The sequence below is a fragment of the Cupriavidus sp. P-10 genome, from assembly GCF_003402535.2.
Classification (GTDB): Bacteria; Pseudomonadota; Gammaproteobacteria; order Burkholderiales; family Burkholderiaceae; genus Cupriavidus.
This window is the reverse complement of sequence record NZ_AP025171.1, coordinates 806,138-828,627: the sequence shown is the minus strand read 5'-3', so window position 1 is coordinate 828,627 and position 22,490 is coordinate 806,138. Positions and strand designations below refer to the sequence as shown.

General features: G+C 68.7%; 23 protein-coding genes. 12 read left to right on the top strand and 11 right to left on the bottom strand.

Annotated features, from left to right (window positions below; all coding sequences use genetic code 11):
* Window positions 1-21: 21 nt before the first annotated feature.
* The 5 genes from CTP10_RS20865 to CTP10_RS20845 form a co-directional block, all read right to left on the bottom strand.
* Window positions 22-432: a cupin domain-containing protein gene (locus CTP10_RS20865; RefSeq protein WP_116319730.1), complete on the bottom strand. Its 411-nt coding sequence runs from the start codon at window positions 430-432 to the stop codon at window positions 22-24.
* Between the two features lie 5 nt (window positions 433-437).
* Window positions 438-917: a carboxymuconolactone decarboxylase family protein gene (locus tag CTP10_RS20860; RefSeq protein WP_063240720.1), complete on the bottom strand. Its 480-nt coding sequence runs from the start codon at window positions 915-917 to the stop codon at window positions 438-440.
* Between the two features lie 228 nt (window positions 918-1,145).
* Window positions 1,146-1,790 (bottom strand): NAD(P)H:quinone oxidoreductase, encoded by a 645-nt coding sequence (wrbA, locus tag CTP10_RS20855; RefSeq protein WP_116319891.1) that lies wholly within the window; start codon window positions 1,788-1,790, stop codon window positions 1,146-1,148.
* Between the two features lie 33 nt (window positions 1,791-1,823).
* Window positions 1,824-2,774: a VOC family protein gene (locus tag CTP10_RS20850; RefSeq protein ID WP_116319731.1), complete on the bottom strand. Its 951-nt coding sequence runs from the start codon at window positions 2,772-2,774 to the stop codon at window positions 1,824-1,826.
* 67 nt (window positions 2,775-2,841) lie between these two features.
* A complete protein-coding gene (locus CTP10_RS20845; RefSeq protein ID WP_116319732.1) occupies window positions 2,842-3,525 on the bottom strand; it encodes a nitroreductase in 684 nt (227 codons plus the stop codon).
* Between the two features lie 193 nt (window positions 3,526-3,718).
* On the opposite strand from CTP10_RS20845, the gene CTP10_RS20840 reads away from it, so the two are divergent.
* The 7 genes from CTP10_RS20840 to CTP10_RS20810 all read left to right on the top strand — a co-directional run bounded on the left by CTP10_RS20840 (window position 3,719) and on the right by CTP10_RS20810 (window position 9,474).
* Complete coding sequence (locus tag CTP10_RS20840; protein ID WP_116319733.1) at window positions 3,719-4,630, top strand: LysR substrate-binding domain-containing protein; 912 nt, start codon at window positions 3,719-3,721, stop codon at window positions 4,628-4,630.
* A 142-nt stretch (window positions 4,631-4,772) separates the two neighbouring features.
* Window positions 4,773-5,891 carry an iron-containing alcohol dehydrogenase gene (locus tag CTP10_RS20835; protein WP_116319734.1) on the top strand — a complete coding sequence of 373 codons (1,119 nt, stop codon included), beginning with the start codon at window positions 4,773-4,775 and terminating at the stop codon, window positions 5,889-5,891.
* On the top strand, window positions 5,888-7,276 hold the full coding sequence (locus tag CTP10_RS20830) for an amidase (RefSeq protein WP_116319892.1): 1,389 nt from the start codon (window positions 5,888-5,890) through the stop codon (window positions 7,274-7,276). The genes CTP10_RS20835 and CTP10_RS20830 overlap by 4 nt, the downstream gene beginning before the upstream one ends.
* A gap of 68 nt (window positions 7,277-7,344) precedes the next feature.
* Window positions 7,345-8,292, top strand: a complete 948-nt coding sequence (locus CTP10_RS20825) for a tryptophan 2,3-dioxygenase (RefSeq protein ID WP_116319735.1) — start codon at window positions 7,345-7,347, stop codon at window positions 8,290-8,292.
* Window positions 8,293-8,421: 129 nt separating this feature from the next.
* A complete protein-coding gene (locus tag CTP10_RS20820; protein ID WP_116319736.1) occupies window positions 8,422-8,874 on the top strand; it encodes a cupin domain-containing protein in 453 nt (150 codons plus the stop codon).
* Window positions 8,874-9,215 carry a VOC family protein gene (locus tag CTP10_RS20815; protein WP_116319737.1) on the top strand — a complete coding sequence of 114 codons (342 nt, stop codon included), beginning with the start codon at window positions 8,874-8,876 and terminating at the stop codon, window positions 9,213-9,215. Before CTP10_RS20820 ends, CTP10_RS20815 begins: the two co-directional genes overlap by 1 nt.
* A 136-nt stretch (window positions 9,216-9,351) precedes the next feature.
* Complete coding sequence (locus tag CTP10_RS20810; RefSeq protein WP_271815877.1) at window positions 9,352-9,474, top strand: hypothetical protein; 123 nt, start codon at window positions 9,352-9,354, stop codon at window positions 9,472-9,474.
* 36 nt (window positions 9,475-9,510) lie between these two features.
* On the opposite strand, the gene CTP10_RS20805 is transcribed toward CTP10_RS20810, so the two are convergent.
* The 3 genes from CTP10_RS20805 to CTP10_RS20795 all read right to left on the bottom strand — a co-directional run bounded on the left by CTP10_RS20805 (window position 9,511) and on the right by CTP10_RS20795 (window position 13,738).
* Window positions 9,511-10,884: an LLM class flavin-dependent oxidoreductase gene (locus CTP10_RS20805; protein ID WP_116319738.1), complete on the bottom strand. Its 1,374-nt coding sequence runs from the start codon at window positions 10,882-10,884 to the stop codon at window positions 9,511-9,513.
* Window positions 10,885-11,156: 272 nt separating this feature from the next.
* Window positions 11,157-12,458 carry a UDP-N-acetylglucosamine 1-carboxyvinyltransferase gene (locus CTP10_RS20800; protein ID WP_116319739.1) on the bottom strand — a complete coding sequence of 434 codons (1,302 nt, stop codon included), beginning with the start codon at window positions 12,456-12,458 and terminating at the stop codon, window positions 11,157-11,159.
* A gap of 215 nt (window positions 12,459-12,673) precedes the next feature.
* The gene (locus CTP10_RS20795) at window positions 12,674-13,738 is read right to left on the bottom strand and encodes a VWA domain-containing protein (RefSeq protein ID WP_116319740.1); all 1,065 of its coding nucleotides are present in this window, start codon (window positions 13,736-13,738) and stop codon (window positions 12,674-12,676) included.
* A 74-nt stretch (window positions 13,739-13,812) separates the two neighbouring features.
* Between CTP10_RS20795 and CTP10_RS20790 the strand changes: the two genes are divergently transcribed.
* Genes CTP10_RS20790 through CTP10_RS20775 form a run of 4 tightly spaced genes read left to right on the top strand, consistent with a single transcriptional unit; the run spans window position 13,813 to window position 17,854 of the window.
* Entirely contained in the window at window positions 13,813-14,736 is a 924-nt protein-coding gene (locus tag CTP10_RS20790; RefSeq protein WP_116319741.1) for a S1C family serine protease, read from the top strand.
* Between the two features lie 13 nt (window positions 14,737-14,749).
* Window positions 14,750-15,763, top strand: coding sequence for an AAA family ATPase (locus CTP10_RS20785; protein ID WP_116319742.1), 1,014 nt, complete (start codon window positions 14,750-14,752; stop codon window positions 15,761-15,763).
* Complete coding sequence (locus CTP10_RS20780) at window positions 15,741-16,772, top strand: DUF58 domain-containing protein (protein ID WP_116319893.1); 1,032 nt, start codon at window positions 15,741-15,743, stop codon at window positions 16,770-16,772. The genes CTP10_RS20785 and CTP10_RS20780 overlap by 23 nt, the downstream gene beginning before the upstream one ends.
* Window positions 16,769-17,854, top strand: coding sequence for a VWA domain-containing protein (locus tag CTP10_RS20775; protein WP_116319743.1), 1,086 nt, complete (start codon window positions 16,769-16,771; stop codon window positions 17,852-17,854). Before CTP10_RS20780 ends, CTP10_RS20775 begins: the two co-directional genes overlap by 4 nt.
* Window positions 17,855-17,877: 23 nt before the next feature.
* On the opposite strand, the gene CTP10_RS20770 is transcribed toward CTP10_RS20775, so the two are convergent.
* From CTP10_RS20770 to CTP10_RS20760, 3 genes are read right to left on the bottom strand one after another with little or no spacing between them, the layout of a single operon-like run.
* Entirely contained in the window at window positions 17,878-18,867 is a 990-nt protein-coding gene (locus CTP10_RS20770) for an NAD(P)H-dependent flavin oxidoreductase (RefSeq protein WP_116319894.1), read from the bottom strand.
* 29 nt (window positions 18,868-18,896) lie between these two features.
* Window positions 18,897-20,453 carry an AMP-binding protein gene (locus tag CTP10_RS20765; RefSeq protein WP_116319744.1) on the bottom strand — a complete coding sequence of 519 codons (1,557 nt, stop codon included), beginning with the start codon at window positions 20,451-20,453 and terminating at the stop codon, window positions 18,897-18,899.
* A gap of 21 nt (window positions 20,454-20,474) precedes the next feature.
* A complete protein-coding gene (locus CTP10_RS20760) occupies window positions 20,475-21,434 on the bottom strand; it encodes a Bug family tripartite tricarboxylate transporter substrate binding protein (RefSeq protein WP_116319745.1) in 960 nt (319 codons plus the stop codon).
* 232 nt (window positions 21,435-21,666) lie between these two features.
* On the opposite strand from CTP10_RS20760, the gene CTP10_RS20755 reads away from it, so the two are divergent.
* Complete coding sequence (locus CTP10_RS20755; protein ID WP_233528128.1) at window positions 21,667-22,314, top strand: TetR/AcrR family transcriptional regulator; 648 nt, start codon at window positions 21,667-21,669, stop codon at window positions 22,312-22,314.
* Window positions 22,315-22,490: the final 176 nt, after the last annotated feature.

The window sequence follows — 22,490 nt, the reverse complement described above, 5'->3', positions numbered from 1 at the left end:
CTTCGTCCTCACGGCTGCGCCCTACTTCACCGGCGTCAGGATCGGCGCACCCTTGTTCTTCAGCAGCATCACCAGGAATTTCGCCGGCTGGGTCTTGCTGGCGTTGTGCCCCACCGAATGGATATCGTCAGGGCCTTCATGCCAGGTCTGGCCAGCGGTCAGCGTGACTTCCTTGCCGCCCCTGACGCCCATGACGATGGTCCCTTCCAGCACATAGATAAATCCATGCGCATCGTGGCGATGGATCGGGTCGGCGCCACCGGGCGGATATTCCACCAGGATGATCTGCACTTCCTTGCCCGGGTATTGCGGCAAGGGCTCCGTCGTCAGCAGCGTGACCTTGGCTTCCGGGGGTGCCGCCACCGCTGGCTGCAGGGCCAGCAGTCCGCTGAGCACCAGCGCGGCGATGCCGTATTGTCTGGCGCGTTTCATGATGGTTATTCCAGGTTGGCCTTGTCGAGGCCGTAGGCTTTGTCGGATGACCCTGGCACCGTGCGGAAGGCTACGTTCACGCGGTTCCAGCCGTTGATGGACATGACCAGGAAGGTCAGGTCGGACAGTTCTTTCTCCGACAGGTGCGCGCGCACGCGCTCATAGATGTCGTCGGGCACGCCGTGCGGCGGCAGGTTGGTCAGCACCTCGGTCCATGCCAGCGCGGCGCGTTCGCGCGGCTGGAACAGCGTCGATTCGCGCCAGATCGCCACGTGGTGCAGGCGCAGTTCGCGCTCGCCGTGGATGCGCGCCTGCTTGATGTGCATGTCGAGGCAGAAGCCGCAGCCATTGAGCTGCGATGCACGGATCTCGACCAGGTCGCGGATCGAGGCCTCGATCGCGCTGTTGTCGAGCAGCGTGCTGAATTCCAGGTACTTCTTGAACAGTTCGGGGGATTGCTTGATGTAGTTGATGCGTTGCGTCATGGTATCTCCTGTTGGACCGGACGATTGGGGCGATGCCCGGGGCACCGATCGCGGCGGGGTGCCGCATGGAAGAAAGGGTAGTTGACGGACATCGCGGGCGGTAGGCGCTGGCGGTACCCATGGCGTTGCCCGGCGGGCACCAGTCAGGCCGGCCCGCCGGGGTGAATCGTGCTGCCTTCCTGCGCTACCTACCTGCGCTACCTACCTGCGCCACCTTCCCACGCTATCTCATGCAGGCACTGCGGCAGGCACCGCGGCGACCTCGCCATGGCCGTGCAGCGCCCGGGCGACACTGGTCACCCTGCGGCCCTGGAAGCGCGCGACCGCCAGGTGATCGTCATCCGGCAGGTCGGCGTCGCGGTTCGACACATGGGTGGCGCCGTAAGGCGTGCCGGCCTTGAACATCACCGCATCGGCATAGCCAAGCGGCACGATGATCAGCCCCAGGTGCGCCATCGGCGTGTAGATCGACAGCAGCGTCGATTCGTTGCCGCCATGCTTCGACGAGGCAGAACCGAACACCGAGCCGACCTTGCCATTCAGCTTGCCCTGGAACCACAGGCCGCCCAGGCCATCGATATAGGCCTTCAGCTCGGTTGCGATCGAGCCGAAGCGCGTCGGCGTACCGAACACGATGGCATCGGCCCATTCGGCGTCAGCCGGCGTCGGTGCTTCGTAGCGCGCATTCATCGCGGTGGCGTTCTCCAGCCAGCCCGGTGCCTGGTGCATGACGTCCGGGCCCACGACTTCGCGGGCCCGGCGCAGCCGCACTTCGGCGCCAAGCTCCATGGCGCCCTCGGCAACGGCCCTGGCCAGCATCTCCGTGTTGCGGTTGCGGGAATAGAAGGCGATCAGGACTTTAGGTTTGGACATCGTCATTGGAAGTTGAGGTAAAGGTACAAAGCTTTAGACGGCGATCGGCTCGAGCCGGCCGAGCAGTTCGTCCTTGCACTCGCGCAGCCAGGGCGGCAGCTGGAATTCCTCGCCGAAGTGGCCGGGCTGCTCGTCGATCGCGAAGCCAATGTCGGTGGTCGTCGCTTCGAAGATCACGCCGCCGGGCAACTTGAAATACATCGAGCGGAAGTAGTTGCGGTTGACCGACTCGGAGGTGTCGATATGGCCCATGGCCATGAAGCGGTCCTTCAGCACCATTTGCTGCGCCACGCTGTCGACGGCAAAGGCAACATGGTGGATCGTGCCCTCGCCATAGATGGACGACCCCTGCAGGCGGTCGGGCTCGTGCAGGAATTCCACCACCATGCCCGGGCCACCGGTGTAGGTCTCGAAGCGATGGTAGGGACCGGACGTGTCGACATGGCGGAAGTCCAGCGCCTCGGTCATGAACAGGATCGACTCTGCCACCTCGCGCAGCGACAGCGTGACGCTGTGCACGCCACGGATGGCCACGTCGGCGGGAATGCCGGCGGCCGTGCATGGCGGGCGCGCGTCGTGATCGGTTTCCACCAGGTCAAACTCAATGCCGCAGGGGTGGTAGAAGCGCTGGCGTCGTTCGCCGAAGCGTTCAGTCATGTCCGCGTCGTAGGCCACGCCCCTCGCCGCGAAGCGTTCGCGCCAGAACTCCAGCGCGTCGCGCGGCACCGAGTAGTTGATGACACGCACCTGGCCCGATCCGGGACGCGCCTTGACGCCCTTCTGCCGGAACGGGAACGACGTCACCAGCGTGCCGGGATCGCCGTTGGCGTTGCCGTAATAGAGGTGGTAGATGGGGTCGTCGCCGTCAAGCAGCACGGTTTTCTTGACGAGGCTCTGCCCCAGCAAGCTGACGTAGAAATCCACGTCTTCCTGCGCGCCGCTGACACCCGCGGTCAGGTGATGAAACCCTTTGATCATCGACATCTGTCTCTCCCACTTGAAGTTAAACCATGCGAATAAAAATGCGGCATGGCGGCGCTGTCGCCGGCGCTCACGCCCCGACGACCGAAACAAACTCTTCCAGCTCCAGCTTGCGCAGCTGCATCCGGTTCTCCGGCAGGCTGTCGTCGGCGTAGCCGAGCGACATGCCCGCCACTACCATTTCGCTTTCCGGAATGGCCAGGTGCTCGCGCAGCACGGTGAACTGCAGCGACCAGATCTGCTGCGGGCAGGTGTCCAGCCCCCTGGCGCGGGCGGCCAGCATGATGTTCTGCAGGAAGCAGCCGTAGCAGATAAAGCTGGCGCGCTCCAGGCGGCGATCCATGGTGAAGATCAGGCCGACCGGCGCGTCGAAGAAGCGGAACTGGCGCTCGACGTCGCGCCTGCGCCCGGCCTTGTCGCTGCGCGGCACACCCTGCGCATCGCCGAGCTGGCCGCGGAAGGTGTTGAAGCGCGCCGAATAGGGTTCATGCAGCGGCGTGGGAAAGAAGGGGTATTCAGGCTCCAGGTTCTCGGGGTCGGCCCGGTACGCATCCACCGCGGCATCGGCGAGCCGTTTGCGCGCGTCGCCGACGGCGATGTAGCAGCGCCACGGCTGCGTATTGCTGGAGCTCGGCGCGTAGCGCGCCACGGAAAGAATCTCGCGCACGGTATCGAGCGGCACCGCACGATCGAGAAAGCCGCGCTTGGTCTGGCGCCCGCGGATCAGCGCATCGACTACACCTGCAACATCCATGTTCGTGTCTCCTCTTATCGTGCAATGCAGCTTAGTGGCTCCCATCCGGTTGAGCAGCCCCCCGCGCTCGTACGCAATGTCCAAGGGCGCCGAACAATCGCTGCGGTGGCGCCACACTGGCGCCGCACCATGGCAAAGCGCGCACCCAGGCAGTACCATGCGAGCGAACGCAGACACCTCCCCAACCAGTCCGATGCTCGACCTGAAAGACGTCTATTACTTCGTGCAAGTGGTCGACCGCGGTGGCTTCACGGCCGCCGGCGACAGCCTGCGGCTGCCCAAGTCGACGCTGAGTCACAGGGTCAAGGAGCTGGAGACATCGCTCGGCGTCAGGCTGATCAATCGCACTTCGCGCCAGTTCGGCGTGACCGACGTGGGCGCCGAGTTCTACCAGTACGCGGTCGCGCTGCTGCAGAGCGCCGAGGTCGCCGAGCAGGCGATGCGCCAGCGCATGGCGGAGCCGAGCGGGATCATCCGCGTCACGGTCGCGGTGGAGGTCGCGCAGTTCGCGCTGCGCAATATCCTGCCGGCGTTCCTGAGCAAGCATCCCAAGGTCGGTTTCGTGGAAGTCGCCACCGACCGGCTCGTCGACATCGTCGGCGAAGGCTTCGACCTTGCGATCCGCGGGCATACCGGGCCCCTGCAGGATTCCAACCTGGTGCAGCGGCCGCTGGCGCGCGCGCCGTGGTGCCTGTTCGCGGGCCCGGGCTACCTGGAACGGATGCCGCCGCTGGAGCAGCCCGAGCAGCTGGCATCACACACGATCATCTCGATGGCACGCAAGGGGCCGCTGCAATGGCAGCTGCAAGGCCCCGGCGACCGGGTCTTCACGCTGCCGGTCGAGCCGCGCTTCCAGAGCAACAGCATGATGTCGCTGAAGGAAGCGGCCTGCGCCAATATCGGCGTGGCGGCACTGCCTGGCTATATCTGCCGGCAGGAATTGCAGGCCGGCGTGTTGCGGCAGGTGCTGCCGGGCTGGATCGCCGCGGATGCGCGCATCTCGGCGCTGATTCCATACCGGACCGGGCTGCTGCCGGCGGTGCGGTCGCTGGTCGATTTCCTGGCCACCGAGTTTCCGCGGATCACGGCGTTCGATCCTTCCTGAGCGGGGCCGGCGCACGCGCAAGTCCCGCGTTCGGGATTCCCAGACGCTGCGTTCGCCGCTGGCAGGCTTTCAACGCCGGGCCATTCCACTATCGTTTCCATCCAGAGACCAGCCGCTTGCGCTGTCATCCTGGAGGAGACTGATGAACCAGCTGAACTGCCTGCCACAAGACGCGGTCTTGTGGGGCCACGACATCCTGCCGGCCGCCGCCGCATCGCTCGGCAAGCACGGCATCCGGCGCCCGCTGACCTTTACCGTCGAGCCCTTGCGCGACTTCCATGCGCGGCACCTGCAGCCGCACGTGCAAGGCGCCGCCGGCATCTTCACCGACCTGCCGCCGCATGCGCCGGATACCGGCGTGCGCCGCGCGCTGGACGCCTGCGTGCGCGCCGAGGCGGATTCGATCCTCGCGCTGGGCGGCGGCTCGGTGCTCGACGCGGCCAAGGCGGTCTCGCACCTGCACCACCAGCAGACCGGCCGCTACCTGCCCATCGCGGCCTTCCCGACGACGTTGTCGGGATCCGAGTTCTCGCACTATTTCGGCGTGACCGAGACCACGGGGCCCGAGCCGTTCAAGCGCAGCCATGCCGTGCGCGAGACAGTGCCGAAGGTGGTGGCCCTCGACCCGCTGCTGCTGCGCCATACCCCGCGCGAACTGCTGCTGTCATCGGCCATCAAGGGCATCGACCATGCCGTGGAAGGGATGCGCCAGGTCGATGCAGGCCATCCGCACGCGATGCTGGCGGCCGCTGGCGTGGCGCGGTTCTTTTCGGTGCTGGAGAAGTGGCCGGGCCAGCTCGATACCGCGCAGGCGCTGGCCACGGGGCGGATCACGGCGGACGACCTGCTGCAGCTGCAGCTTGCCGCGTGGCAGAGCTATTTCTTCCCGGCGTCGGTGATCTACGGCCTCAGCCACCGCATCGGGCATATCCTCGGTGGCACCTTCGGGTTGCCGCACAGCGTTACCTCGTGCATCACCCTGGCGCCGGTGCTGCGCGCCTGCGGCGCACGCTATGGCGACAAGCTGCGGATCTTCTGCGCCGGCCACGCGGGCCAGGACGCGGCGGCAAAGCTGGCCGACAGGATCGCGCGGGCAGTCGCGCAACTGGGCCTGCCTGACCGCCTGCGCATGGTCGGCTTCGACCGCGCGCAGCTGGCGCAAGTCGCCGCCCTGCTGCGGCAACACTATCCGGACGAGGTTGGCGACCTTGGCGATGGCCATGACGCCGCACTCGATGCCTTGCTGGAGGGCCTGTGGTGAAGACGGCGGACTACCGCCCCGCCCTCGCCCCCAGCCCGGGCCTGCGCGGCACGCTCGCCGCGCTGCGCCATGGCCGCACGACGGCCCATGCGGAGATCAAGCAGGCCCTGGTTCGCGCCGAAGCGTGCAAGCGCGACTTCAATGCCTTTTCGGTGATCGACTGGGAGCGCGCGCTCAAGGCGGCGGCGGACAGCGACCGCCGCTACGAGGCAGGCCAGCCGCGGCCGCTGGAAGGACTGCCCATTGCGGTCAAGGACCTGATCGACACCCGCGGCATCGAGACCCGCTACGGCTCCGAGGCATACCTGGGCCACGTGCCGGGCGCCGATGCCGAGGTAGTGCAGGCCCTGGTGGAACGCGGCGCGATCGTGGTCGGCAAGACCACCACGCATGAGTTCGCGTGGGGCGTCACCACCGCGAGCGCAGCCTTCGGCGACACCCTGAACCCGCTGGACACGCGCCGGATCCCGGGCGGATCCAGCGGCGGTGCCGCCGCGGCGATCGCCGGGGGTGCCGTGGCGGCCGGGCTCGGCACCGATACCGGCGGCTCGGTCAGGATTCCGGCGGCGCTCTGCGGCGTGGCGGGCTTCAAGCCGACGCTGGGCGCACTGCCGACGCGCGGGATCTTCCCGCTGGCGCCGACGCTGGACCATCCTGGCCTCCTGGGTGGGGGCGTCGACGACATCATCGTGCTGGCGGAGGCGTTCGGCATCGCCATCCCCGAGAGCGATGCGTGGCTGTCGGCGCGGCTTGGCGTCCTGGCGGGCATCCCGCCGGTACCGCCCGAGGCGGCGGTCGCGGCCCCGTTCGATGACGCCATCGCCAGGCTCGGCAAGGTGCTTTCCTGCGAGGCCCTGCCCGCCGTCAACCTGTTCGACGGCGCCTACGAAGCCTTCGCTGGCATCGTGCTGGCCGAGGCCGCCATGGAACACTTCCGCAGGAACGACGCGGCGCGTATTGCCGCGTCCTACAGCGAGGCAACGCAGGGCCGGCTGGCCCTGGCCGGAGACCTGTTAATGGGCGACTATGCGCAGGCCCAGCAAACCCGCCACCGGCTGATCCGCGCGCTGCGGGCCTTGCTGTCGACCGTTGACTACCTGGTCTTGCCGACCTGCCCGTGCCTGGCACCGCCGCACGGCGCCGACTCGATCACGATCGACGGCTGGTCCGGCACGGTGCGCCAGGCGCTGATGGGCTATACCGCCCCGTTCAACCTCGCCGGCTTCCCGGCCATCTCGATCCCGTTGCCCGCCCGCGACGGCAGCCTGCCCGCCGCCATGCAGGTCGTCGCCCGCCCCGGCGACGACGGCGCCCTGCTGAAGATCGCACTGGAGATCGAACGCCTGCTGGAGGCGCCGTCCAGCCCAGACCACAACCTTGCCTGAAGCCCTTGCCTGAAGCCCTTGCCTGAAGCCCTTGCCTGAAGCGCATTGCCATCCCGGAGGAGCACGACATGAACCCCACACAAGCCGCAGAACTTGCCACACGCGACACGTCCACCACGTCCACCACGTCCACCACGTCGACCACGTCCGCCCCGCCCGACCAGGACGCGGCCGGGCACACCCCTTACAGCGCGTGGCTGCAGACCGACGCGCTGCACAGCCTGCAGCGCCCGGTCAGCGGCCATCCCGGCGAATTCGGCTTCATCGTCGTCGCGCAGGTCTCTGAGCTGCTCTGGATGCTGATCATCCGCGAGCTCCAGGCGGCACAGGGCCATCTGCGCGCCGGCGACCTCGCCGCGGCGCTGCGCGCGCTGCAGCGCGTGATCGCCCACCACGCGCCGCTCAACGCCACGTGGCGCTCGATCGCGTGGATGACGCCGAACGACCTGCTGGCGATGCTGTCGCGTGTCGGCGAAGCGCACGGCAAGGACACCGCGCTGCAGGGCTGGACCTACCGGCACATGGTCTACCTGCTCGGCATCAAGCAGCGCGAGCACCTGCAGCATTTCGTCCCGCAGCCGCAGCGCTGGGCCATGCTGAACGAAGCGCTGTCCGCGCCAAGCCTGTATGACGACGTGCTCGCCTACCTGTCACGGGCGGGCGTGGCCATCCCCGGCGCGCTGCTGGACCGGGACCTGGCCGAGCCTTACGTGCCGCACCGGCAAGTCGAGCAAGCCTGGCGCGACATCTACGCCAACGCGGACGGCAACGCCGGGCTGGTGCAGCTTGGCGAGACGCTCGCCGACCTGGCGGAAGCGTTCACCGACTGGAAATTCCGCCACCTGATGGCCACTCGCCGCACCTTCGGCACGCGGCCTGCCTATTTCGGCACGGAGGGCGTCGCGTGGCTGAAGCCGACGCTGGACGAGCTGCCGTTCCCCGAGCTGTGGTCGGCGCGCAGCCTGATCGGCGAGCCGCCGCCGGGCTGCCCGCATCACGCGGGAGCGCGCGGCTGAGCCATGCGTGCGGCATTCCGGGCTAGGACAGCCCGGCGCCCGCGCCTAGAATAGGCTGACACCACGGCGCCCGGCACGGGCGCCGGTGCCATTCCCGGATCCAGGTCCCGACAGACGGAGGCGCGAATCATGAAGCCAGAACCCTTTGTGGTGACGCCGGACGCGTATGCGCGCGCACTCAACGTGGTCGGAGAGAAGATCACCGTACTCGCCTCCAACACCGCCACGCAGGGCTACGAGGTCTTCCTGCAGCAGGGCGACGAAGGCACCGGTCCGCCCCCGCATTGCCACGACTGGGACGAATCATTCTTCGTGACGCGCGGAACGATCGAGATCGGCTATGGCGGGCAGGCAGTCCAGGCGGTCGCCGGCACCTTTGTCCATGTGCCGGCAGGCACGATGCACTACTTCCGCTTCGGCGCCGGCGGGGGCGAAATGGTCTCGGTCACCAGCCACAACGGCAACGCCTCGCGCCTGTTCACGCGGCTGGATGAGGAAATCGAGCCCGGCGCACCGGATCTCGACAAGCTGCTGGCCGTGGCGCATGCCTGCGGCGTCACCATGCCGCCGCCGGAGCACTGATGCCGCTGACCCTGCTTCTACATTGCACTGACCTCGCCCAGACGGGGTCGTTCTATGACACCGCGCTCGGCTTCCGGGTCGTGGCATCCGCCGGCAACACGATCACGGTGGAAAAAGACGGTGCCAGGCTGCTGTTTACCGACCAGCCCCTCTGGCCCGCCACCACGCCGGGGCTGACCGGCACCGTCTACATCTCCGTGCCGGATGTGGCGCGCTACTACGCGCAGGTCAAGGACAAGGTGGCCATCAGCTGGCCGCTGCAGCATATGCCGTACGGCTCGCACGAGTTCGGCATGACGGACTGCAACGGCTACTACCTGGCGTTCCAGCAACAGGTCTAGCGCAGCCCGGCCGGCGCGGACCATTGCCGCGGGCATATGGTTCTGCGTACACCTTAGTTCCCCTGCCGTCAGGGCTGGACTATGGTGGAAGCGTTCCCCCGCGCATGCCAGTCACCCGGGGGCCGCAAGGAGGGTTATGGACCTGCTCGACTGGATCACCGCCGTGGCAACCGTGGTTCTGGTGTATGCCGCGCTGCGTCATCCGCTTTATCCGCCCGGCTGGGGCCGCCGGGAAGACGACCGCTCGCGGCGCCCGTGACAGGGCCGCCGCGCGGCGGCCCCCCTCATGTTTGCCTTACGCCACGGCCACGTGGCCCGGCTCGCGCTGGTTGCGCACCGCCGGGTGCTGCGGCCGCGCCAGGCCCAGGTGCTCGCGCAGCGTGGTTCCCGTGTACTCCTCGCGGAACAGGCCGCGCCGGCGCAGTTCCGGCAGCACCAGCGCAATGAAATCCGTCAGGCCGCCGGGCAGCAGTGGCGACATGATGTTGTAGCCGTCTGCGCCGTAGCCCAGGAAGCGCGCCTCCAGTTCGTCGGCGATCTGCGCCGGCGTCCCGACCAGTTGCCAGTGGCCGCGCGCGCCGGCCACGCGCTGGTACAACTGCCGGATCGTCAGCTGTTCGCGCCGGGCCAGGTCGATCACCAGGCGCTGGCGGCTCTTGCTGGCGTTGGTGGGCGGCAGCTCCGGGATCGGGCCGTCGAGGGGATAGCCCGACAGGTCGAAGCCCCCGCTCAGGCCGGCCACCAGCGCCAGGCCCACGACCGGATCGATCAGCGACTGCAGCTGCTCGAATTTTTCCCTGGCTTCGCTCTCGCTGTGCCCGACCACCGGGAACACGCCTGGCAGGATCTTCAGGTCGTCGGCCGAACGGCCATAGCGCGGCAGGCGCCCCTTCAGGTCGGCATAGAAGGCAATGGCGTCGTCCAGCGTCTGCTGCGCCGTGAACACCGCTTCGCCGCTGCGTGCCGCCAGTTCCTTGCCGGCCTCGGACGAGCCCGCCTGCACCACCACCGGATGTCCCTGGGGCGCACGCGCCACGTTCAGCGGCCCCTGCACGGAGAAGTGCGCGCCCTTGTGGCCCAGCACATGGCGCCGGGCGGGATCGTAGAAGCGCCCGGCGGCCTTGTCGCGCACGAAGGCATCGTCTTCCCAGCTGTCCCACAGCCCGGTCACCACGTCGACAAACTCTTCGGCGCGCCCATAACGGTCGGCGTGGTCGAAATGATCGTCGCGGTTGAAGTTGCGCGCCTCATGCGCGCTCGACGAAGTCACCAGGTTCCAGCCGGCGCGGCCGCCTGAAATATGGTCGAGCGAGGCGAACTTGCGGGCGATGTGGTACGGCTCGTTGAAGCTGGTGGAGGCCGTGCCGACCAGGCCGATGCGCGAGGTCACCGCGGCCAGCGCCGACAGCAGCGTGATGGGCTCGAACTGCGCCTGGTAGCTGTGCGCGGTGCGGCTGAGGAACTCGACATCGTCGCCGCGCGTGCCGACGCCATCGGCAAGAAACACCAGGTCGAACTTCGCCGCGTCCGCGGCCTGTGCCAGTTCGACGTAGTGCCGGAAATCGATGCCCGCATCCGCCCTGGCGTCCGGATGGCGCCATGCGGCGATATGGTGGCCGCTGGGGTAGAGAAACGCGCCCAGTCGGATCTGGTCGTTGCGTCGTGCCATCTGTAGCTTCCCCTCGTGTGTCGTCGACGAAGCTGACATCGTAAGGACCGCACGCGCGCTTGCGAACGCAGGGATTCTTCTTTGCTTAGACGGGGCGGCCGCATATCGAAGGATGGTTGCGGCAGCATGGCGTGGCGACGCTGTCGCGCCGCGTCCGCCATGCCTGGCAGGTGCCTTCGAGCGCTACAACCAGTGGGGCGGCGCGGGCCTTGAGGGGCAGCCTGCTGGTCATCGAGGTGCAGGCCGCCCTCGCGCCACGGGCAGGGTTGTAATTATTCCTCGCTGGTCCACTCGACATGGACGCCGAGGCTGCGCAGGTTCTCGACAAAGCGCGGATGCGCGCGCCGGATCGGCGTGGCGTTGCGGATCTCCGAGCGGCCTTCGATGCTGGCCGCGACCATGAACAGCGCAATCGCGACGCGGATGATGTACGGGCTTTCCACCACGGCGGGCGTCAGCGGATTGCCGCCGAAGGTGATCAGCCGGTGCGGGTCAGACTGGAACACATGCGCGCCGAACTTCGACAGCTCGCCGGTCCAGCCCAGCGCGCCGTCGTAGATCTTGTTCCAGAACATCGCGTTGCCCTGCGCACGCACGCCCAGCGCGATAAAGATCGGCAGCAGGTCGACCGGGAAATACGGCCACGGCGCGGCCTCGACCTTGGTCAGCACGTTGCTGGTGAACGGCGTCTGCACCTTCAGCGGCCCCTGCAGCAGCGCGCGCGACCAGCCGTCCTCATGCACCACCTGCACGCCGAACTTGGCGAAGGTGCGGTCGATCAGCGGGAAATTGCCCGGCGTGCTGTTGCGCACCACCACGTCGCCACCGGTGATCGCGCCCAGCGCGAGGAAGGTGGTGATCTCGTGGAAATCTTCCTCGAAGGTGAATTCGCCGCCGCGCAGCCGGCCGCCGCCGCGCACGGTCAGGCGCGAGGTGCCGATGCCGTCGATATCGGCGCCCATCATCTGCATGAAGCGGCAGAACTCCTGCACATGCGGCTCGGACGCGGCATTGGTCAGCGTCGATTCGCCTTCGGCGGCGGCCGCGCACAGCACGAAGTTCTCGGTGGTGGTCACCGAGGCATAGTCGAGCCAGTGGTGCGTGGGCTTGAGCGGGCCGCCGCTGCGCACCAGCAGCGAGCCGCTGGCGCGCTCCACCTCGCCGCCGAACGAGCGGAAGATGTCGACGTGCGGGTCGATCTCGCGCACGCCCAGCGTGCAGCCCTTGACGTTGTCTTCCAGCCGCGCCACGCCGAAGCGGGCCAGCAGCGGCGGCACCAGCATGATCGACGAGCGCATTTCTTCCGGCAGCCGGTGCGAGGTGGCGTCGAAAGTGGTGTCGCGGTGGTGCAGGTCGAGCGTGCCGGTGGCTTCATCGAGCCGGACATCGCTGCCCAGCATGCGGAAAATATCGAGGATCTTGCGGACATCCGTGATGTCCGGCACGCCGTGCAGGCGCAGCGGCTGGTCGGTCAGCAGCGTGGCGCAAAGCACCGGCAGCACGGCATTCTTGTTGGCGGAGGGGATGATGCGGCCGCGCAGGGGCGTGCCACCGTGGACGATGAGATTAGACATGGGCGAAGCGGTCGGGGTGGCGGAAAAGGCAGGTCCGGTAAATCAAGCGTCCGGCATTGTACTGTCCCTGCGTGCCGCGCCGACGCGCAGGGCGAATCGCCTGTGATACGAAACGCTACGAAGTGACCGGTACGTGACGCGCCAAGTGTCGTGCCGCATGTCGCGCCACGTGACGCGACCTGCCCTCGCTGGCTCCTCTTAACGCCGGGGCCCTGTCAACGCCGGAACCACAGCAGCGACAGCCCCGATGCCAGCACCAGCAGCAGCACGGCTGCCGCGGACAACAACGCACTCACCTCGGTTTCCCGGCGCTCCAGCGCGAAGCGGGCGCTGAGCTGGCGATACACCTTGGTCAGGTCGGCGGCCGATCCCGCCTGGAAGTATTCGCCGCCCGTCAGCGTCGCGACCGCGCGCAGGGCGGGTTCGTCGAGCTGCATGAAGTAGGACAGGCTCGACTCCGGCATGCTGGCACCCTGCGGCGAACCGAAGCCGACGGTATAGACGCGCACGCCGCGCTCGGCCGCCATGCGCGCGGCGTCGATCGGGTCCGGGCCGGTGGTGCGCCGGCCGTCGCTGAGCAGGATGACCGCGCCGTGCCGGTATGTGCCCGGCTGCACTGGCTGGCGCTTCTGGTCGCGCTTGCGCGCGGCCTCCGCGGCGGCGGCCTCGTCCAGCGACGGCGAACTGCGGCCGAACGGGTTCGCGGCGTCGTTGAAGAGAATCGCCTCAAGATCGATGCCGTCGTCGGGGAACAGCACCGCCAGCGCCTGGATCAGCCCGCTGCCGGTGGCGGTGCCGCGCTGCAGCTGGAAGCGATCGAGCGCGTCGAGCATGTCCTGGCGATTGCTGGTCGGCGGCAGCACCACGGTCGCGGTGGCGGCGAAGGACACGATGCCGAGCCGCACGCTGGCCGGAAGTCCCACGATCAGGTCACGCGCGGCCTGCTGCGCGGCGCTGATGCGCGTGGGCGGCACATCGGTGGCCTCCATGCTGCGCGAGGTGTCCATGGCCAGCACCAGCGTGATGGTGTCGGACGGCAGGGTAACGGTGGCGGTGGGCCGCGCGCAGGCCAGCAAAGCCGCGCCCAGCGCGATCAGGAACAGCAGGGGCGGGATGTGACGCCGCAGGCGTTGGCGCGGGCCCAGCGCGGCGCGGGGCAGCGCAAGGCTGGCATACAGCAGGGCGGATTTCTTGCGCCGCGCGAGCAGGTACAGGTAGGCCGCTGCCAGCACCGGGAGCGCCAGCAGCAACCAGAGCATCTGCGGCCAGAGAAACTGCATGCCCTGCTCCTTGGCGCGTGGTTAAGAGGATGGTACTGTATTTTCCAAGGCGGGACGGGACCTGGGGGGCTGCGATGAAACGGGTGACGATCTACGGGCTGGTCTCGACGGCGGTCGTCGTGGTCATTGCGGCGGGCGCGGCCATCGCCTGGCGGTCGCAGCCACCACCCCGCGTGCTCAAGCAGGCAGACATCGACGCGGCGGTGCTGCACACGCTGCAGACCAAGAGCCTGCCGTCGCGCACGGCCAGGGCGGCCGAGGCGGTGCGCGAATCGGTGGTGGAGATCCGCAGCTATACGCCGGCGGAACAACCCGTGGAAGCCGCGTCGGCGCCGAAGGCCAAGCGTGATCCCCCTGCCACACGGCGCAAATCGACACCGCCCGCCCAGCCCGCGCCGCAGGATGAGCTTGCCAAGCGCGACCCGCCCGACGGCAAGGATCCGGCCGGCGGCAAGCGCGAAGCGCGCCACATCGGCTCGGGCGTGGTCGTGACTGAAAGCGGCATGGTGCTGACCAGCTACCACGTCGTCGCCGATGCCAAGCGGCTGGAGGTCAGGTTCCACGACGGCCACATGGCCGAAGCCACCGTGGTGCAGGCCATCCCCGAGAAAGACCTCGCCGTGCTCCGGCCCAAATCCATTCCCGACGACTTGCCGGCGGCGACACTCGGCTCCAGCCGCGAGCTGGCGCCCGGCAGCGAAGTCGTCGCGGTGGGCTTTCCGTTCGGCATCGGCCCGTCGGTGTCGGCCGGCGTGGTGTCAGGGCTCGACCGCCAGTTCGTCTCGCCTGACCACAAGCAGAGCCTGGACAAGCTCATCCAGTTTGACGCCGCGGCCAACCCGGGCAACTCGGGCGGGCCGCTGGTGAACATGGATGGCGAAGTGGTTGGCATCGTCACCGCCATCCTCAACCCTAACCAGAGCGGCACCTTCCTTGGCATCGGCTTTGCCGTCACCATCGAAAACGCCGGCGTTGCCATCGGATCTTCTCCTTTCTGAAACGTGAGGGCCTATGAACGACCAAGCCAGGGGTGCTGCGGACAGCGCCGACTTGATGGAACGCCTGCTGTACGAGGTGAAGCGCGTGGTCGTCGGGCAAGACCACTTTCTCGAACGGGTGCTGGTGGCGATGCTTGCCGGCGGTCACCTGCTGGTCGAAGGCGTGCCGGGGCTGGCCAAGACGCTGACGGTCAACACGCTGGCGCGGACCATGAGCGGCACGTTCAAGCGCATCCAGTTCACGCCCGACCTGCTGCCCGCCGACCTGGTCGGCACCCGCATGTATAACCAGGGCACCGGCGAATTCTCCACCGTGCGCGGCCCGGTCTTCGCCAACCTGCTGCTGGCCGACGAGATCAACCGCGCGCCGGCCAAGGTGCAGAGCGCCCTGCTCGAAGTCATGCAGGAAAAGCAGGTCACCATCGCCGGCGAGACCCACCGCGTGCCCTCGCCGTTCCTGGTCATGGCCACGCAAAACCCGATCGAGACCGAAGGCACCTACCCCCTGCCCGAGGCGCAGGTCGACCGCTTCATGATGAAGGTGCTGGTGGGCTACCCGAGCGAGGAAGAAGAGGTCGTGATCGTCAACCGCGTCACCGGCCCGCGCATCAACGTGGGCGCGATCGCCACGCCCGAGCACCTGGCCGCGTTGCAGGAGACGTGCCGCAAGGTCTATGTCGATCCCGCGCTGATCCAGTACGCGGTGCGCGTGGTCGCGGCTACCCGCAAGCCCGGCAGCTACGGCGTGGAAGACATGGACCGCTACATTGCCTTCGGGGCCAGCCCGCGCGCCACCATCGGCCTGATCGAGGGCGCGCGCGCGCTGGCCTTCCTGCGCGCCCGGGACTATGCGCTGCCGGAAGACGTGGCCGACCTGGTGCCGGACGTGTTGCGCCACCGCCTGGCGCTGTCATACGAAGCCATGTCCGACGGCGTGACCGCCGACCAGCTCATCGGCCGCATCCTGCAGGCGCAGCCGCTCCCCGAGCGGCCGCTGGAATCCCATGTTCGGGCGGCTGAGCGCTAGGTTCCGGCGCGGGGCGGACGCCCCGGCGCCTGCTGCCGCATCTGCAAAAGCGGCGGCCACCGCTGCAGCCAACGCAGCGGTGGCCGCGGTCGGGTCGAAGCAGACCGAGGCGCTGCTGCGCCGGCTGGAATGGACAGTGGTGCGCCGGCTCGACGGCCTGCTGCAGGGCGACTACCGCACGCTGTTCCGCGGCTTCGGGCTCGACCTGGCCGACCTGCGCGAATACCGCCCCGGCGACGACGTGCGCCATATCGACTGGAACGTGACCGCGCGGCTGCAGACCCCGCACGTGCGCGAGTTCCAGGAAGACCGCGACGTCTCCGCGTGGTTCGTGCTGGACCTGAGCGGGTCGGTCGAGTTCGGGTCGGGCGCGGTGCGCAAGCGCGACCTGCTCACCGATTTCACCACCGTGATGGCGCTGCTGCTGACGCGCTATGGCAACCGCGTTGGCGCGGTGCTCTATGGCGGCGCCACCGACAAGGCTGCGTCCGCTGCGCCTGTCATCCCCGCGCGCTCGGGCCGGCGCCAGCTGCTGCACGTGCTCGACCGCATGCATGCCACGCCGGCGGCGTGCCCGGGCGAAACCCGGCTGCGCGACCTGCTGGAGCAGGCACGCTCGGTCGCCAGGCGCCGCTCGGTCGTGTTCGTCGTGTCCGACTTCATCAGCGCGACCGGCTGGCAGGCATCGCTCGGCATGCTGGCGCGGCGCCATGAAGTGGTCGCGGTGCGGCTGGTCGATCCGCTCGAACTGGCCCTGCCCGACCTGGGCCTGGTCGTGCTGCAGGATGCCGAGACCGCCGAGCAGATCTTCGTCGACACGCATGACCCGGCCTTCCGCAAGCGCTTCGCCGCCGCGGCCGAAGCGCGCGAGGCCGAGCTGCACCAGGCCTTCGCGCGCGCCGGCGTGCAGTGCCTGACGTTGTCGACCTACGCCCGGCTGGACCTGGCGCTGCTGCACTTCACGCGCCAGCGGCGTCACCGGCAGGGAACCGCCAGGGGTGCAGCATGACCGATGCGATAAGCCGGCTGCCTGTCTTCAGCTTCCTGTGGCCGAGCATGCTGTGGGGGCTCGCGACCGTGCTGGTGCTGGCGGGCGGCTACCTGTGGCTGGATGCGCGCCGCCGGCGCGCGACCGTGCACTACCCCGCGCTGAAGACCGTCGGCGTGGCCATCCGCGGCGGCACAGGCTGGCGCCGCCACGTGTCCCCCGTCCTCGCGCTGCTGGCGCTGACCGCGCTGATCATCGCCATCGCGCGGCCCCAGGCCGTGCTGACGCTGCCCTCGCGCATCAAGACGGTGGTGCTGGTCATCGACCTGTCCGGCAGCATGCGCGCGCAGGACATCAAGCCCAGCCGCATCCGCGCCGCGCAGCAGGCCGCCAGGGTCTTGCTTGCCGACCAGCCCTCCAGCGTCAGCGTCGGCGTGGTGGCGATGGCAGGCACCGCCGCCGTGGCGCAGGCCCCCAGCCGCAGCAAGGACGACGTTGCTGCCGCCATCGAACGCCTGAAGCCGCAGGGCGGCACGGCGCTGGGCAATGGCCTGCTGATCGCGCTGACCGCGCTGCTGCCGGAGGCCACCAACGACGCCGAACGCCTGATGAACGACGACACTCCGCAGCCGAAGAAACCGGCGGTCTCGGGCAGCGGCTCCTCCTCTTCCAGCGACAGCGACGCGGATGCCGTTGCGCCCGGCTCATACGGCGCGGGCGCGATCGTCGTGTTCTCCGACGGCGAAAGCAACGCCGGCCCGGGCGCGCTGCAGGCCGCGCAACTCGCCGCCACCCACGGCGTGCGCGTCTATACCGTGGGCGTCGGCACGCCCGAAGGCGTGGTGCTGTCGGTCGACGGCATGTCGTCCCGCGTCAGGCTGGACGAGAGGGTGCTGAAGCAGGTCGCCGACGCGACCGGCGCCGAGTACTTCCGGCTGGAAGATACGGCCCAGCTGAAGAAGGTGTACCGCGCGCTCCACGCCAAGCTGGCGTTCGACAAGCGCGACCAGGTGGAAGTCACCGCGTTCTTCACCGCGCTGGGCGCGCTGCTGGCGACGATGGCGGGGCTGCTGTCGCTGTGGTGGTTCGGGCGCGTGATGTAGTGCGGCGGATCGCGCCAGGCGCGTCACGCGCAAGCCACCGGCGCCAGCGCCCGGTACGCTGCCGCGCGCGCTCCGTCGAATTCCTGCCGCGTGCGTGCCACCAGTTCCCCCACCGACTCCACCTGCGCGACACCCGACACCGAGTGCCCCGCGCTCCAGATATCGCGCCAGCGTTTGATGCCGGCGGACCCCTGGCTTCCGTACAGCGCATCGGCGCGCTCCTGGGTCATGTCGGTGGGCAGGTTGGCCGGATCGAGGCCGCTGGCGACGATCGACGGACGCAGCGTGTTGGTTTCCAGCCCGGTGAAGGCACGCGACAGCATCACGTCGTCCAGCTCGCTGCTGACCAGCATGTCCTTGTACCCGTCGACGGCCATGCTCTCGCGCGTGGCGATGAACCGGGTGCCCATGTAGGCGAGGTCGCAGCCTAGCACCTGTGCCGACAACAGGCCCACGCCGTCGGAGATGCCGCCCGCCAGCACCACCGGCCCGTCGAAGAACTGCCGCACGGCGCGCACGAAGGCAAAGCCATTGGCCCACCCGGTCTGACCGCCCGCGCCGGCGGTCAGCAGGATCAGGCCGTCGGCGCCTGCCGCCACGGCCTTGCGCGCATGCCGCACCGAAGCGACATCGGCCAGCACCAGGCAGCCGATCTCGTGCAGCGGACCGACTACCGCATCCGGCGCGCCTACGCTGGTGATGACCATTTCGACCCGGTGCCGCAGCAGGCAGTCCAGTTCCTGCTGCAATGCCTCGCGGCGCATGATCAGGTTGGGGCAGACCGGCGCGTCGTCGGGCGTGAGCTCCGCGCCGAAGCGCGTCATCCACGCGTCGAGTTCCTCGGTCGAGCGGCAGTTCGCCGTGGGGAACGAGCCGATCACGCCGGCACGGCACGCGGCCAGCACGAGGTCCGGACCTGAGACGCGGAACATCGGCGCGGCGATCAGCGGCAGCGACAGGCGGCGGGTGATCGATTGCGGCAGGCGCTGGCCGGGAGCAGGGATGGCGTTCATATCGGTGCAGTAGGAAGACATTTTCGGGATCAGGCAACGTTGCGGCCCTGGCCGCTCCAGTGGCGCGCGCGCAGCGCCTTCTTGTCGAGCTTGCCCAGCGCGGTCAGCGGCAGGGCCATGACGATCTCCACGCGCTTGGGCGTATTGACGCTGCCCTTGAGCGCCTTGACGTGGTGGATCAGCTCGTCCGCCGTCGCCGACTTGCCGGCGCGCAGCACCACGTAGGCGGTCACGGCCTCGCCCCATTTGGCATCCGGCACGCCGATCACCGCGCCCATGCTGACGGCGGGGTGCATGGCCAGCGCGTCCTCGACCTCGCGCGGATAGACGTTGAAGCCGCCGCTGACGATCATGTCCTTCTTGCGGTCGACGATAACCAGCCGCCCGCAGTCATCGGCCACGGCAACGTCGCCGGTATGGAGCCAGCCGCCGGCAAAGGCCTGCTCCGTCAGTTCCGGCTGGCGCCAGTAGCCGCTCATCGCGGCGGGGCTGCGCACGCAGATCTCGCCATGCTGGCCCGGTGCCACCTCGCGGTGGTCGTCGTCGAGCAGGCGCACTTCGCAGCCCGCCAGCGGAAAGCCGCAGGCGTCCATCAGCGCCGGCCGCGACAGGTCGTGGTCTTCCTTGCGCAGCGCGGTCATGGGCGAGCATTCCGACTGGCCATACAGCTGGCAGAACACCGGGCCGATGCGCTCGATGCCTTCGATCAGCCGCTGGCGCGAGATCGGCGCACCGGCATACAGCAGCGTTTCCAGCGACGACAGGTCGAAGGCATCGAAGCGCGGATGATCGAGCAGCCCATACACCATGGTCGGCACCATCATGGTCGCGTTGATGCGTTCGCGCGCGATGGTGGCGGCCATTTCTTCCGGGTCGAAGCGCGCCATCAGGTGGACGGTGCCGCCACGCAGCAGCGTCGGCACGACATTGGTGCCGGTGACGTGGGTGATCGGCGCCACCGCCAGGAAGCGCGGCGCCAGCGGCATGTCGAAATGGGCGAGCATCTGCAGCGCGACATGGCCATTGGCGCCGCCCGACTTCATCACGCCCTTGGGCCGGCCGGTGGTGCCGCCGGTGTAGGACAGCGTGGCCATGGCGCCGGCCAGCGAATGGTCAACCGGATCCGGATCGCCGGCCGCCTCTGCCAGCGCCGCCAGGTCGGTGCCGGCATCGGCGGCGCCCAGCGTCAGGATGCAGCTGCCGGGCAGGCGCGCCGCGATCTCGCCGGCGCGGTGGCCGTAACTGGCGGCATCGACGATGACCGCCGCAACGTCGGCATCCTCGACCTGGAAGCAATGCGCGTCGAGCGAGCCCATCGGGTGCAGCCAGCTGGCGGCAGCGCCCAGGCCCTGCACTGCCATGCCAGCGCACCAGCTGTCGGCACGGTTGGCGCTGAGCAGGGCCACGCGGGTGCCGGCGCCGATGCCATGCCGCGCCAGCACGGCCTGGTAGCAGCCGATCAGGCTGGTGGCCTGCCGGTATGTCAGCCGGCCGCCGGCCCACTGGAACGCGATGCGTTCGGGATAGCGGCGCAGTGCCGCCAGCGCAAGCGAGAAGAAGGAAGGCGAAGCGTGGATCATCGTCATGGTTCCGGATCAGTCGGCGCGTCAGTCGGCACGGATAGCGGCGTGGGTAATGACGGTGCGCCACTTCTCTTCGTCGCGGCGCAGCTTGGCGGCGAACTCGTCGGGGCTGTTGCCGACCACGGTCACGCCCAGCTCTTCCATGCGCCGGGACACGTCCGGGTCGCGCAACGACTTGGCCACGGCCGCCGACAGCTTCTGCACGATGGCCGGGTCGGTCTTGCCCGGCGCGAGCACGCCGAACCAGCCTTCGAGGTCGAGCCCGCGGATGCCGAGTTCGCCGAAGGTCGGCGTGGATTTGAAATGTGGCGACCGTTCGCTGCTGGTGATCGCCAGCATCTTCATGCGCTCGTTGCCGGCATTGGCGCGCGCGCTGGCGAAATCGAGGAACGCCACCGGGATATGGCCCGCCTGCAGGTCCGACAGCAAGGGCGCGCCGCCGCGGTACGGCACGTGGACCATGCTGATGCCGGCGCTCTGCTTGAACAGCTCGCCGAGGATGTGCGAGGAAGTGCCGTTGCCGTACGAGCCATAGCTGTACTGGCCCGGCCGCTGCTTCGCCGTCGCGATGAAATCCTTGGCGCTGCCGGTCTGGGCCGACGCGGCGCCGATCAGCACGAAGCTGGAGCGGGCCACTTCCGCGACCGGCGCGAGGTCGGTAAAGACGTCATACGGCGGCTTCGCCTTCTGCACCGACGACTGGATCAGCGCGGTCCAGGTGAACAGGATGGTGTAGCCGTCCGGCTGGGCGCGCGCCACCGCCGTGGTGCCGATCACGCTGCTGGCGCCTGGCTTGTTTTCCACCACGACAGGCTGGCCCAGCGTCTTGCCAAGCCTGTCGGCGACCAGCCGGGCCAGGATGTCGGCGCCGGCCCCGGCGGTCGACGGCACCACCATGTGGATCGGCTTCTTCGGGTAGTCGCCCGCCTCGGCCGGGGTGGCCAGCGCCGGCGGGGCGAGCCACCCGAGCGCGCATGCCGTCATCGCCACGGCACAGGCTTTCCTGCTTGAAACGCTTACGGTCACAGCTGTCTCCTGGTGGTCTTCTTGTCGTGACGGGCCGGTCTGTCCGTGGGTCGGGCATGCCCGCCGGAGAAGCTTATAACTTGCTTGTTGATAAACAAGTAAGTGAAATCCCGAGGCGCCGCGGCGGGGTTATGCCCGCATCACTGCGTTACCATCGGCGTGTCCAGGCGGATTCCCACGGAGAACACAGATGACGACCGAAGTCGGGGCCGCGCCGGCCCCCGCCAGGCGCCGCACGCAGAAGGAGCGGCGCGACGAGGCCGCGCGCCGGATCATGGACAGCGCCATGGCGCTGGTGTGCGAAAAAGGCATCGCCGGCCTGACGCTGGGCGAGGTGGGCGAACGCGCCGGCTACAGCCGCGGCCTTGCCGCGCACCACTACGGCCACAAGGAAGGACTGCTGGTGGCGCTGGTCGAGCAGATCGGCAAGGACGTGCGCGATGAGCGCCAGGAGGTGGCCAACTGGGCCCCCGGGCTGGAAAGCGTGCTGGGGATCGTCGGCTTCTACGTCGGCCGGCACCCGTCGCTCGACACCACATTGCGCGCCTTGCACGTGCTGCTGTCGGAAAGCGTGGTCACCCGCGGGGCGGTGGCCGACGCGCTGGACCGGCTCAACCGCGAATCGGTGGCGATCCTGGAAGGGCATATCCGGCGCGGCATCGAAGCGGGCAATATCCGCGCCGATGTCGACCCGCTGGCCGAATCGGTGGCAATCATCGGCGCCATGCGCGGGGTGTCGGCGCAGTACCTGTTCGGCATGAGCGATGCCAGCGCCCGCGCGGTGCGCCATGCGCTGGTGGAGACGTTGCGGCGGGGGTTGCGGCGCGAGCCCGGCTGAGCGCCGGCGGGCCGAGCCCGAGGCATGCGCGGCGCGCATGCCCTGCGCCGGCATCAGGGCAAACCCTGATATCCCCTGTTTCGCCCTTGCCAGCGGCGTGGCATAAGGCTTTCCGGCCTGCTGCCCGCCAGCCCTGCCCCGGCGCGGCTTGGCCGTGGTCCACCGCCCGCCTCGCC